At 47.8% G+C, this 12,792-nt stretch carries 10 protein-coding genes and 1 pseudogene; all 11 read right to left on the bottom strand.

Annotation, left to right across the window (positions count from 1 at the left end; genetic code table 11):
• Positions 1-24 precede the first annotated feature (24 nt).
• Positions 25-504 carry a restriction endonuclease subunit S gene (locus EYS13_RS11910; protein WP_227762856.1) on the bottom strand — a complete coding sequence of 160 codons (480 nt, stop codon included), beginning with the start codon at positions 502-504 and terminating at the stop codon, positions 25-27.
• A 190-nt stretch (positions 505-694) separates the two neighbouring features.
• A protein-coding gene (locus tag EYS13_RS11915; RefSeq protein WP_227762858.1) for an IS3 family transposase occupies positions 695-1,830 on the bottom strand; the annotation gives its coding sequence in 2 pieces (ribosomal slippage) (positions 695-1,569 and positions 1,569-1,830; 1,137 coding nt in all).
• Between the two features lie 323 nt (positions 1,831-2,153).
• Positions 2,154-2,632: pseudogene (gene rlmH, locus EYS13_RS16425) on the bottom strand (23S rRNA (pseudouridine(1915)-N(3))-methyltransferase RlmH).
• A gap of 477 nt (positions 2,633-3,109) precedes the next feature.
• Positions 3,110-4,342: an NAD(P)/FAD-dependent oxidoreductase gene (locus EYS13_RS11925; protein ID WP_227767907.1), complete on the bottom strand. Its 1,233-nt coding sequence runs from the start codon at positions 4,340-4,342 to the stop codon at positions 3,110-3,112.
• Positions 4,343-4,367: 25 nt separating this feature from the next.
• On the bottom strand, positions 4,368-6,275 hold the full coding sequence (gene cooS, locus EYS13_RS11930; RefSeq protein WP_227762866.1) for an anaerobic carbon-monoxide dehydrogenase catalytic subunit: 1,908 nt from the start codon (positions 6,273-6,275) through the stop codon (positions 4,368-4,370).
• A 2-nt stretch (positions 6,276-6,277) separates the two neighbouring features.
• On the bottom strand, positions 6,278-6,784 hold the full coding sequence (locus tag EYS13_RS11935; RefSeq protein ID WP_227762869.1) for a 4Fe-4S dicluster domain-containing protein: 507 nt from the start codon (positions 6,782-6,784) through the stop codon (positions 6,278-6,280).
• A gap of 113 nt (positions 6,785-6,897) precedes the next feature.
• Positions 6,898-7,539: a Crp/Fnr family transcriptional regulator gene (locus EYS13_RS11940; RefSeq protein ID WP_227762872.1), complete on the bottom strand. Its 642-nt coding sequence runs from the start codon at positions 7,537-7,539 to the stop codon at positions 6,898-6,900.
• 249 nt (positions 7,540-7,788) lie between these two features.
• Positions 7,789-8,940, bottom strand: coding sequence for a S1C family serine protease (locus tag EYS13_RS11945; protein ID WP_227762874.1), 1,152 nt, complete (start codon positions 8,938-8,940; stop codon positions 7,789-7,791).
• 103 nt (positions 8,941-9,043) lie between these two features.
• On the bottom strand, positions 9,044-9,835 hold the full coding sequence (locus tag EYS13_RS11950; protein ID WP_227762892.1) for an MBL fold metallo-hydrolase: 792 nt from the start codon (positions 9,833-9,835) through the stop codon (positions 9,044-9,046).
• Between the two features lie 130 nt (positions 9,836-9,965).
• Positions 9,966-11,222: a UDP-N-acetylglucosamine 1-carboxyvinyltransferase gene (gene murA, locus EYS13_RS11955; RefSeq protein WP_227762901.1), complete on the bottom strand. Its 1,257-nt coding sequence runs from the start codon at positions 11,220-11,222 to the stop codon at positions 9,966-9,968.
• Between the two features lie 295 nt (positions 11,223-11,517).
• Positions 11,518-12,399: a BON domain-containing protein gene (locus tag EYS13_RS11960; RefSeq protein ID WP_227762912.1), complete on the bottom strand. Its 882-nt coding sequence runs from the start codon at positions 12,397-12,399 to the stop codon at positions 11,518-11,520.
• Positions 12,400-12,792 lie beyond the last annotated feature (393 nt).

Raw genomic sequence — 12,792 nt, forward strand, 5'->3', positions numbered from 1 at the left:
GTAGTACAACTACTTAATTTAAATTTAATATAAAAATTTATGCAAAATTGAAGAAAATAGAATGTCAATCTCCTTTTCGCTCTCTGTCTGAAGTTGCCTAACAGTTTCTATTCTATCCTCAATTCTACTAAGTAAACTAACAATCTTACGTTGCTTATCTAAGGAAATGCCCATCGGAAATGGAAAAGCCAAAATATTTTGCTGATTTATTTTTTGTATATTTGGGTTAGTTCCTTTCATAGTCTTTTTAATATGTTGTCTCATTTTTGGAGAACGAAGCCAGTATATACAAAAAAATGGATCTACCTTTTCAGGATTTACTTGCATACGCATAAGAAGATTTGCACAAACCCACCCCTCAGCCTCTTTAGGAACAACTCCTGCATTCCCAACCTGGTCAATCTTATTACCGCGTGCAATAATAATATCATTTTCTTTAAGCCTGTCTTTCTCATTTATTAATTCTGAACCTACCCCGGTTAAATAGACACGTAAAACGCACAATACCTAGTTCTCTCGCAGTATAGCTCATTATTTCATTGGGTTCTTGATTTCGCTTATGTTTTTCCGACCGAGTTTACCCCTAGTCCCTAGGGGCCTGATTGTCAAGGGCGAGCGGTCCCGTCCGCTCGGCGTAGCGTACCCTTTACAATCGGGACACTAGGGGGTAAAATCACCGGCGTCGGAAAAAACATTATGCTGCTTTAAATACCTCCATCGGCACTCTGTATCCACTGCTTGAATGAGTACGCTGTCGGTTGTAGAAAACCTCGATGTATTCAAATATTGCTAGCTTAGCTTCTAGCCGCGTCTTAAACCGCCTGCCGTACAACCATTCTTGCTTAAGTTTACCCCAGAATGATTCCATCGGGGCATTATCATAGCAGTTACCTTTGCGGCTCATGCTGCAGATGAATCCATTCTTCTTCAATATTTCCTGATACTCTTGGCTGGCATATTGGACACCGCGATCAGAATGAACGAGCAGGCCTTCCTTCGCTCCAGTTCTGCCTATGGCCTGATTGAGGGCTTTTATGACAAGAGACTTTCTCATATGATCGTCCATGGAAAAACCAACAATTGCCCTGCCATGCAGGTCCATTACACCGGCTAGGTACAGCCATCCTTCATCAGTTGCGACATACGTAATATCGCTCACCCATTTCTGGTTAGGCTTGTCTGCTGTAAACTCGCGGTTTAGCAGATTTTCGGCAACCGGAAGTTTATGATTCGAGTTGGTAGTTGCCTTATACTTTTTAACCGTTTTTGATTTGATGCCATTTTTTCTCATTAGCCTATATACGCGGTTTTTGCTTGGTGCACCTTCATTCTCTAACTCTTTCGTTATTCGCGGGTAACCGTATATCCCGTGGCTGCGTTTATGGATTTCCTTAATCTTTTCAAGCAGCAGCTCATTCTCTATCTCTCTATTACTTTTAGGCCTGTTTAAGTAGGCGTAAAAACCGCTCTTGGACACATCAAGAACCTCAGCCATCTTCACAACCCGGAATTCAGAGCGGTGTGCTTCCATAAACCGGTAGCGTTCTATTTCAGGTTTTTCGCGAAGTAGGCTGCCGCCTTTTTTAAGATGGCGTTTTCCTCTTTCAAATCCATATTTTCTTTGCGTAATCTGCGCAGTTCATCGTCAGCTTCATGCAGGTTACCGCTGCCGGAAAATGCCTTATCGCCATGTTTACCGAATTTGCTAATCCAGCCGTGTAGCGTGTTAGGACTTAAATCTAACTCGCGTGCTACCTCAGCAACCGGCTTCCTGCTTTCCTTTACACGTTTGACAGCCATCAACTTATACTCTTTATCAAAAGTTCTCATATGGGGCACCTCCGTGATTTTATTTTATCACACGTTCTGTGTGTCCATAAAATCGCGGTAAGGTCATCAAGGCCCTGCAGAGCAAGTTAAGACGTCAAATATATACATCATTATAAAGTCCACGGCAGGACAATATTCGGTCGCAGCATTATGTACTTTTGCAGGAGTTTCTATAAGTGGATATTACAAATGGCTGAATAAGTCACGACTCTGACAGATAGGGATAATGAGAATACACTTATCAAGCATTACATCAAGGAGCTGCATGAAAAGTACCGTGGCACCTACGGCAGGAAACAGATATGTATATCAAAATTTCGCCGTTACTTATGATACGGCTCTCCCCGGATAATTTTAAACGCCCGGTAAAGCTGTTCCAGCAAAATCAGGCGCACCAGTTGGTGGGGGAAAGTCATGGGGGAAAGGCAGAGCAAAAAGTCGGCCTGGGAGAGCAGGCTGGGGGCCAGCCCCAAGGAACCGCCGATGAGAAAAGTGAGATCGCTTTTGCCTGCCAATGTCAGGGTGCTTATTTTTTCCGCCAGCCCTTCGGAACTGAGCATTTTCCCTTCAAAGCCAATGCGATCACATAGGTTCCCGGTTTTAGGTTTTTGGCAATTTTCTCCCCTTCCTTTTCCCGGACCTGCAGTTCCTCGGCAGCCGAGGCATTTTCGGGGGCCGGTTCATCGGCCACTTCAACAATTTCCACTTTGGCATAAGGGCGCAGCCGTTTGAGGTACTCGGCTATTCCTTCTTTTAAGTATTTTTCTTTCAGTTTGCCAACGGCAATAATTTTAATTTGCATTCAGGTCTCCTTCGCTAGTCTCCAATGTGAACAACATTTTGGTATCCTTGCCTTGCAATTTGATTTCCCCCTTATAATAGAGATTTGGGCAAGGACTGCCATCAATCTCTATTATAAGGGTTTTTTCTTGCAAAGGCATGGTATTTCCACGTTTTTGTACCGATTTTGGAGCTTGACAAACACAAACTTTATTTATGCAACTCTAGTGATGAATAATGAAAATTTGCTTGTCGGTGCAGCTAAGAAAATCAGCTTTATTCAGCTAAATAAAATGAGTCAAGGAACCGTCCCCTGACTCACTAACTCATTAATGTTCATATCAGAATAGCTTCACCTCATCATCTGCTTTTGCGCTCCTGCATAATCAACCCCTTTGCCTGCCCATTGTTAAAAACCTCCTTCATTTTACATAGCCTGTCAGCACCTGGAAAATAACATTATATATTATATAATAAAGCAGCCTTTTCATGGATCCGGTCACCAGAGTGCTCTTTGCCGGAAATAGCCTTGCTGCAGTTCTTCTTTTATTTTCCCCAGGGGAATCCGTTCCTTGACCAGTGAGGTCAGCAAGCCCGCCTGGGCAGTCTTCCCGACCATGATGTATCCTGCCAGGCAATTACCTTTAAAAACCAGCCGCCGGTATAAATTTTTGCCCGGGAACAGCTTAACAACTTCGTATCCTTCATTCTGACCTGCATTGGCCCGACCGGCAGCGATGGCAGACAGGCCAAAAAAATCAGCCGAGTTCATACTGATGGAGCCGCTATAGGATGTGGGCAAACCGGCCATATTTTTACCGGCCACTGTACCCTGCTCGGTAGCATTAGGCCAGATGGCGTTAAGTCTACGCTCGCCGGAAATCAAATCAAATCCCCGGGCCACATCCCCTGCAGCGTAAATATCAGCAAGGTTGGTCTGCATGAACTGGTTTACAACTATGCCTTGGTCCAGCTCAATGCCGCTGCCTTCCAGGAAACCTGTATTCGGCGTGACCCCTTTCCCAATAATCAGCACATCGGCAGGGAGTTCCTCACCGCTCTTTAGACGGACGCCGCTAACCACATCGCCTTTCATACTGTCTTGCCTAAAAACTACTTCAACTACATCCGTATAGTATCTTATCCGGAGACCATGGGCACTCAACTTCTCTGCCACCAGAGCAGCGGCTTCCCTGTCCAACATCTGCGATAAGAGGTGCCCCGAAGAAACAACACAGGTGACTTCTGTTCCCGCTTTTAATAAAGCGTAGGCAGCCTTAAGGGAGACAAAACCGCCTCCCACCACCACAGCGTGTTTGCCTGGTCCGACATAAGCCAGGATACCTTTAGCGTCACCCAATGTCCTGAGCCCAAAGACTCCTTGACTATGCATTCCGGGCAGCTTGGGCATAACGGGAGAAGCCCCGGTGGCAATCAACAGCTTATCGTAACCATATGTTTCCCCGGATGCGGTATATACCTCCCTTTTTCCCGGGTCCACCTTGACTGCTTTCTGCCCGGCATGGAGATGGAGGTTATAACGGGTATAAAAGTCTGTAGGCCTGATCAACAGTTGTTCCTCCGTCATCTTACCCGTGAGGTAATAAGAAGTCAGACACCGGGCATAGGCCGGGTAGTGTTCTTCACTGATGATATCCACCCGGCCAACCTGGTCCAGCTTACGGATAGCTTCCGCAGCAAAAATTCCGGCTGCGCTGTTGCCTATAATCACATAGCGCAATCTTTCCACCCCCAAGCTATATGCCCAGGGCTTTGCGTTTTGACTTGATATGCTCGATAAGTCCCTGGGCTGCCTTGATGGGATCAGTCTCCACGTAGAACCTTCCTCCCAGCAGTTTCTCGGCAGTTTCTCCGGTCAATATTTCAGTGACTTTTTTCCCTCCCAGGACCTGCGGAATAACTCCCAAGTGCGTCAAAACACCCAAGGATACTGCCCAGGTACCGATGCTTAAAGCTTTTTCGTGCTGGTGCTCCGGCGCGGATGCTGCAACCGGCAGGTCTTTAATGGAGACCTTCAGGTAAGCGGCCAGGGCAGTCAACAAATCGCCAATCCTGGAATTATCCACACAACTGCCCATGTGCAGTACCGGCGGCAGTGGAGCATTGAGCCCGGCAGCATTACCTACCACAGTCAGTACTGCTTTAAGAGTATCACCTGCATATTTTTCACTAGCTTCCGGGAGCATCAGGCCGGCTTTGGCCAGTGCCTGAGCAGAACATCCGGTGGTCACAACCAAGACGTTATTTTTAATCAGTTCCTTAACCAGATTCACATGGAAGGAATCATGGCGCACCTTAACGTTGTTGCAGCCCACAGTGCCTACAGCTCCCAGAATATTCCCGTTAACAATATTGTCCACCAATGGTTTCAAAGGATTTTCCGCATCCAGCTTGGACAGGGCACCGACAATGGCCTCCACACTGAAACCGCCGAACATCTTTGTTTTCACATCGGGGATATCCACCCGGCTTTTATCCCGGCGGCTGAAGTTTTCAATTGCTTTGCGCACAATTTCTTCGGCTTTTCTATCGGCTTCCATCAGGGAGAAAACCACATGCTCCGCACCGGGCATTTTGACTATGGGCATAGTGGTGAAGATTTTGGTATGATAGCAGGCGGCAACCCTGGACAGTGAGGGCATGATGCACTGTACATCCACAACCATAGCATCCACCGCCCCGGTAATAATGGCCAGTTCCTGGGCTAAAAAGTTGGAAGCAAGGGGTATACCCTGCCGCATCAGAGTCTCGTTGCCGGTACAGCAAATTCCGGCCAGTTGAATGCCTTTGGCTCCTTTAGCGACAGCTTCACCCTCAAGCTTTTGGGCCCATTCAACTATTTTTTCCGAAAGCATGGGTTCATGGCCGTGGACTATGATATTGACATGGTCCTCCCGCAGCACTCCCAGGTTTGCTTCCGTAACCACAGGGGCCGGTGTTCCGAAGAGGATATCCTGGAGATCAGTTGCCAGGTGTAAACCGGCATAGGCATCCACCAGCCCCTGCTTTACAGTGGCAAGAATCAGGTTTACCGGGTCTGCGTCCATCCCCATGGTAGTTTGATGCAAAGCTTCCCTGATTTCCCTGTCAGGATTGCGGGGGAGCACCCCCAGCTTCTCCCAGGTTTCCACCCTTTCTGCAGGAGCAGTAGCCTTCAGCCACTTCATGGGAGTGCCGTGGTGGTTACTAAAATCACTGTAAGCTACGTTCACTATTTCTTTCGCAATCTGGTTATCACTCTTACCCGTCGTCTCAAGTCCCAACTTGGCAGCTACTGCCTTTAGCTTGACAGTATCCTTGATGGTATAAGGGGTGTTTTCCCGCGCAGCTAAGCTTAAGGTTTCTACAGCTTCATAAGCGTGGTCAACATGGGCGGAAGCTCCGGCGGCCACCTGTCGTAACAGGTTACGAGCTACAATCAGATCAGCATCAGCACCGCAAATTCCATACTCAGGTCCATCGCCAAAGGGGTCGATCCGGCAAGGTCCCTGGTTGCAGTGGCGGCAGCATATTCCCAGCAGGCCGAAGCCACATTGGGGCTGCTGCGCCTCAAAACGGTCCCAGACTGTTTCTACCTGGTCTCTTTGGGCTTTGCTAATCATTTGACCCGCTGCAGGGTCCATAGTCTTTCTTAAATAGTCCATCATCAGGCCTCCTCACCCATAATGAATTTGGACAGAAATTCCTGCTTGACAACCTTGTCAAATGCACTGATTTCCATAAACATAATTGCTTTGGTCGGACATGCCTTGACACAAGCCGGTTCATGGCCTTCCGACAGGCACTGGTCACACTTGATGGCCACCTTCTGCTCTTCACTGGGAACGATAGCTCCATAAGGGCAGACCATCACACACATCCAGCAACCGACACATTTTTCTTCCCTATTCAGCACCAGTCCTGTCTGATCATCCAGGTGCATGGCCCCTGTCATGCAAGCGTTAACACATTTGGGCTCGCGGCAATGTCTGCACTGGACGGGCAGGTTGATGGACCTTTCAGCGTTGGTTTCAACCTGTACTCTGCTCACCGCTTTATCGCCGCCTAAAAAAGCGCTGAAGATGTCCTTGCCGGCAGAATGGGCAATAGTGCATGCCAACTCGCAAGTTTTACAGCCCAAGCACCGGTTTGAACGCACTAAAATCTGTTTCAACGCATTTCCCCCTTTCCCATGTTCAGAATTTTTCGTGACCTTTCCAAAGTAATTGTAAAATAAACAAAGCGGGATTACTGTCATCCCGCTGACATTAATAATTGTTTTTGTAACTAACACAGTTCCTGCAGTTTTTCCATGCTTTTAACAATGATCTTCTTTTTCTGCATGCTTATAATTCCATTTTTCTCAAAGCGATTTAAGATGGTGGTTACTGTTTGCCTGGTGCTGCTGATGAGGTACGCAAGTTCTTCATGGGTCAGGTCCAGCTTAAATGCTATTCCGTCCCCAGTCGCCGTGCCTTTTTCCCTGGCCATTTTTAATAACAGAGTTGCCAGCCGGGAGTTAACTTCCTTAAAAGCCAGGTTCAATAAAGCATCATTGGTGTTTTTCAGAATTCTACCCAGGATCCTGATCAAATTCAGGGCCAAATCCGGATTTTGCAAGACAATTTCTTTGAAATCATTGACCTCGATGTACCAGATTTCTGCCGGTTCCAAAACAGTGGTGGAGGCTTCCGAATGCATACTGTACATATCCCCCGGCTGGAGAATAGTCACAGTAATTTCTTTGCCCTCGGGCGAAAGATAAGAAACTTTTACCCGCCCCGACCTGACCAAATAAATGTAGTCATGACCCAGCCCTGGAAAATATATATGCTGTTTCTTGGCAAAACGGCTTTGTCTGAAATATGGTAATAATTTTTCGTTTTCCTCTGGGGACAAGTCTTTGAAAAGTCTGAATTCTTTTAACATGGAGCATTCCTCTCCAAATGTTTTTGTTTTTAAGCTCCTTCAGTTTTACTAAGTATATTAAATATTCGGGCAATAAATCCTGCTTAAGGCCAAACATAAACAGTAAAATAACTTGGACTTCTTGACCTGTTTTATAGGCCCGGTTTCCTGCAAAAAAAGCGTTGCAAATAAGAAGACCTTAACAACAGCTGAACTGCGTTAAGATCCTAACGATAATTGTGAAAGGCGAATTCTTTTTGCCTTCATATCCTACTGTCGGGGCATTTCACCCAAGGTAACCTGCAAATCCACCTTTTTGCCCCGCCTGACTACTGTAATGCTCACCCTGTCGCCTACCTTTTTTTGGGACAGCACACCCTGCAGGTCCGAAAAAGTGCGAATTTGTGTCTGCTCGACAGCGACAATAATATCACCCGCCTCCATGCCGGCTCTCTCCGCGGGGCCTCCCGGATAAACTCCGCCTACATAAATGCCTACGGGCAAATCATACCACTGGGCCATTTGCTCGGAAATTTCCCGGAAGTTATAAATTCCGATAAAAGGCCGGCTTACATAGCCTTTTTCAATCAGCTGCCGGATAATAGGTTTGGCATCGCTGATGGGAATGGCAAATCCCATCCCTTCAATATCGGTGCGCAGGATCTTGACGCTGTTGATGCCTATAACTTCACCCCGGCTGTTTACCAGTGCCCCACCGCTATTTCCCGGGTTGATGGCGGCGTCAGTTTGGATCACGTTAAGTGTGACTTCCTCCCCAGGCCTTGCTTCCACTGTAATTTTGCGATTTAAGGCGCTGATAATGCCAGCCGTAACCGACCCGGCAAACTCTTCCCCCAAAGGATTGCCTATTGCTACAGCCATTTCCCCCACGCGCAGCTTGGTTGAATCGCCAAGTACAGCTTCCGGCAAATCGGGAGCGGCAATTTGCAACACTGCCAAATCTGTTTGCCTGTCGCCCCCAACCAACTTGGCCGCATAGGAGTTTCCTCCCTTTAAAGTCACTTCCAGACGCTGGGCGCCCTCTACCACGTGATAATTGGTTACTATGTATCCCTTCTCACGGTCAATTATTACCCCGGAACCCGTCGACTCAACAGGACCGGCAAAAAAATCCCGCCCGGAAATATTATTAATCCTGACCACAGTAGGGCCTACCCGCTCAGCAATGGCTACCACAGGTGATTCCCGGGGGTCAACCTGGGACGATGAGGATTTTTGGGGCGGAGCTTCTTCGCTCAACTCCTGCCTGGGCGCAAGCCCATTGTTTTCAGCTTTGAGAAAGGCCTGTGCTAAAGTGAGGGCTAAAAGCCCTCCCAGAAAGGCACTTACCAAGACAAGGCCCACTATTCCTAAATAATTAGGCCTTTTCCAGCGGTCATAATCATGCTCAAAGTAGCTCATGCTCAATCACCACCGATTTTATGAACAGCATGGTTTTGTATACTACTATCATTACTGTTTGTTCGGCCTTTTATGCCTGGCCCGGGATGAAAAACAAAGCTGCCTACCTGATTTTATGTAGAGGAACCGCTTCATGCCGCGGAGCCACGGAGATCTCGGGACACTGCACAAACCCCTGTTCTTTCAGCACCTCTTTAACTGTTTCCAAGGCCAGGGAGGGGTGATTATTTTCCGCACTCAAGTGGGCCAAGAGCACTTTGTGCGTTTTCGAGCTAATAAACTCCGCTAAAGCCTCCCCGCTCATCTGATTGGAAAGATGACCCACCACACTGGCAATCCTCTTTTTAAGGTAAAAGGGGTAAGGTCCCTGACGCAGCATCTTGGCATCGTGATTAGCCTCCAAGATCAAAGCATTGCATCCAACAACATTTTTCCTGATGCTGGGGGTAATTTTACCTGTGTCAGTAGCCATCCCGAGGCTGGCTTTTTGGTGGTGAAAAGCAAAAGCTGCCGGCTCCAAAGCATCGTGGGAAGTAGCCAAAACCTCAACTTTAATATCCCCGATTTCCCGGCACTCTCCCAATTCCAAATGCTTTTTATTGTGTTCGGCAATCTCCCCGATTTCCTGTTCCATGCCCTGCCAGGTCCCTTCTGTGGCAAAAACAGGTAAATCAAAGCGCCTGGAAAGAACCCCAACCCCTTTAATATGGTCCTTGTGTTCATGGGTTACCAGGATGCCTGTTAATTCAGAAGCTTCTATACCATTCTGCTCCAGCCTTTTTGTTACCTCTTTGCCGCTAAGTCCTGCGTCAACCAAAAGGCTTGTCCTTTCTGAACCCACAAAAGCAGCGTTACCGGAACTGCCGCTGGCCAAAGTGCAAAACCTCAACGGCACAACCTGGCACCGCCCGTATTAAATGCTTTCAACAACCTGATCTCCTCCAACGCCTTTCGTTTCTGGGTCAGTTATAAGTTGACGTTTCGCCTGTACTGGTTACGTCAACATCATAAGCGCCATCCCATTTTCAGTCGACTGAAATTCGTCGCATATCAGCTCCTAAAGAACGGAGCTTTTCTTCCAGCTTTTCATAACCCCGGTCAATCAAATGGACCTGGTTGATGCTTGTCTCCCCTTCCGCCGCCAGCCCGGCTAAAACCAAAGCGGCTCCGGAGCGCAGGTCACAAGCCTTGACTTCGGCTCCATAGAGCTTCTCAACCCCGATGACTACTGCGGTTTGCCCCTCTACCTTGATGTTAGCTCCCATGCGTTTTAGTTCTTCACCTAACTGCAGGCGGTTTTCAAAAACGGTTTCCACTATCACACTTGTTCCCTGGCTTAAAGATAAAAGCGCCATCATCTGAGACTGCATGTCTGTGGGAAAGCCAGGGTATGGCAATGTCTTAATATCTGTAGGTTTAATTTCGGCTGTACCTATAACCTGAAGCTCCCCTTCGCCTTCTATTACCTGAGCGCCGGTTTCCTGCAGCTTGGCAATTATAGGCTGCAGGTGACGGTTGATCACATTTTGGATTACCACGTTACCGCCGGTAATGGCAGCAGCCAGCATCATAGTGCCTGCCTCAATCCTGTCGGGGATAACACTGTAGCGGGTACCGTGAAGTTCAGGCACCCCCTCTATTTTGATAAGATCCGTACCGGCCCCCCGGACTTTCGCACCCATGGCATTGAGGAAATTGGCCAGGTCCACTATTTCCGGCTCCTTTGCCACGTTTTCGATCACAGTTATCCCTTGTGCTCTGGTAGCAGCCATCATGATGTTCTCCGTGGCACCTACGCTGGGAAAGTCCAGGTAAACCCGGTTTCCCTGCGGGGAACCGGAAGCTTTGACATACCCGTGTTCCAATTCAATAGCGGCCCCCAACGCCTGCAGCCCTTTCAAGTGCAAATCCATAGGCCTTGTCCCGATATTGCACCCGCCTGGTAAGGGGACCTGGGCCTCCCCCCTGCGGGAAAGCAAAGGCCCCAGCAGCAGGTTTGATGCCCTTAATCTTTTAGCGAGATTGTAGGGAGTAGCTATACCAACTGCAGCAGGTATATTTAAAGCTAAAGTATTTTCTTCCAGCCACGACACTTTTGCCCCTAAATCATCAAGAATATGCAAAAGCACTTCCACATCGGCAATGCGCGGCACATTTTCTAAAACGGTTTCGCCTTCGGCCAAGACAGCGGCGGCAATTAAAGCCAGGGCCGCATTTTTGGCGCCGCTGACTTTTACTCTGCCCTGCAGCTTTTGTCCTCCGGCAATCAGCAATTTATCCACATTACTTCCCCCAATACAATCCCGGCTTTAAAGATAACTATATTCTTGTTCGGAGGGCAACATTCCTGCTTAATAGTTGTTAGTTTTTAGTTGTTTGTTGTTGTAAAAAAAAATAGACATGCAAGCAAAATCTGCATGTCTGGGCTGCAATTATATTTGTGTAATTTCATCATGATATTTTAAATGTATTCTGTTAGGAGAAAATGAGTCAAGGAACCGTCCCCTGACTCATGACTAACCTGGAGAAAGTGAGTCAAGGAACCGTCCCCTGACTCACTTTACTGACAACTGTATTTTAATGCCGTGCTACGAAGATATCGTTGGATACGCCTCTGATTCCCGGAAGCCTGCCGGCTGCTTCCTCGGCAGCCTCTTTGGCTTCAATTGAACCTACTTCCCCCGACAGATAAGCTGTGTCACCGATGACGAAAGCCTGGACCTGGGAGGGTGAAACCCTGGGGTCTTCTCTTAATAGTTGCCGGAGTTGCAAGGTTAAATCATTATCCCGGTCGGCGCTGTCGTGCCTTGTCCTAAGCTTCATTACCACCGCTTTTACCCCTGGGACTGAAGCAGCAATCTGGTATACTTTAGCCACCTCTTCCGGCGAATCCACTTCACCTTCCAAAGTCACAACTCCGTTTTTAGTGCTGGTCTTGACCATCCCTGCCTCCACTTTGTCCTGCCTTGACAAAGCCAACTCCACGGCGTTGGTGAGGCTGGCATCATCCTGCCGTTCCCTTTTTTTAACACCTAAATGGGATATTACAGCGCTGACCCCCCGGACACTCTGTGCTACTTTGGCGGCCTGGTGTTTTTCCCACAGGGAGTTGGCGTTTCCTTCCAAGTAAACAACCCCTTTATGGGTTGTCACCTCGATGTATTTCAGCACATCGCCTAAATGGGCCTGCAACCTTTCCTGCACCACATCGGTAATCTCTTTGTCGTCGATGAGACGGCCATCGGTGGACACGGTTAAATGGTTTTCAATGCCCCGTACACCGGAAATCTTTTTGGCAATTTCCTCTGCCTTGACCTTCTCCGCCAGTACATCTACTACGCCGCTCAACTGAACAACGCCGTCTTTCACTGTTACGTTAATATCGAATGAGCTTAAACGCATTTGGTCAGCCAGCGCTGACTCAACCGCTCCTTGTATCTTTTCGTCTTCCCGCTGCATTGGTACACCCCCCTTGTTCGAGTCCTTAGTCGTTAGTCCAAGCCCTTAGGCTGAGTCCCTAGTCATCAGTCCCTAGTCCCCAGAATCGGCTAAAAGCCGCGTCCTTAGTCATTAGTCATTAGTCGTTAATCCTTAATTGTATGTATGGCTTTTTCGGAAAAAGCCAGGGGCTAACTGCTGAGAGCTGATGGCTGACAGCCGAAAGCTGACGACTAACGACGGCCAGCTAGCTGGCGACTGAGGACTGGTGTCTGATGACTAAAGGCTGGTGACTCTTAAAGTATTTTTTGGTTCGAGCAGGCAAATTATACATATCGGAGCTAAAAGCGATTGCTTTCAAAAATTAAAGAGCCACTTTTAATGGCTCTTTCCAATGGGCAGTTTAGCGTCTTA

The organism is Zhaonella formicivorans (assembly GCF_004353525.1).
In the GTDB taxonomy this organism is placed as follows: Bacteria; Bacillota; DUOV01; order DUOV01; family Zhaonellaceae; genus Zhaonella; species Zhaonella formicivorans.

Excerpts from the sequence above, each read along its gene's own strand:
- cooS (WP_227762866.1), bottom strand. The coding sequence starts at position 6,275 with ATGGACTATTTAAGAAAGACTATGGACCCTGCAGCGGGTCAAATGATT.
- EYS13_RS11940 (WP_227762872.1), bottom strand. The coding sequence starts at position 7,539 with ATGTTAAAAGAATTCAGACTTTTCAAAGACTTGTCCCCAGAGGAAAAC.
- EYS13_RS11945 (WP_227762874.1), bottom strand. The coding sequence starts at position 8,940 with ATGAGCTACTTTGAGCATGATTATGACCGCTGGAAAAGGCCTAATTAT.
- EYS13_RS11960 (WP_227762912.1), bottom strand. The coding sequence starts at position 12,399 with ATGCAGCGGGAAGACGAAAAGATACAAGGAGCGGTTGAGTCAGCGCTG.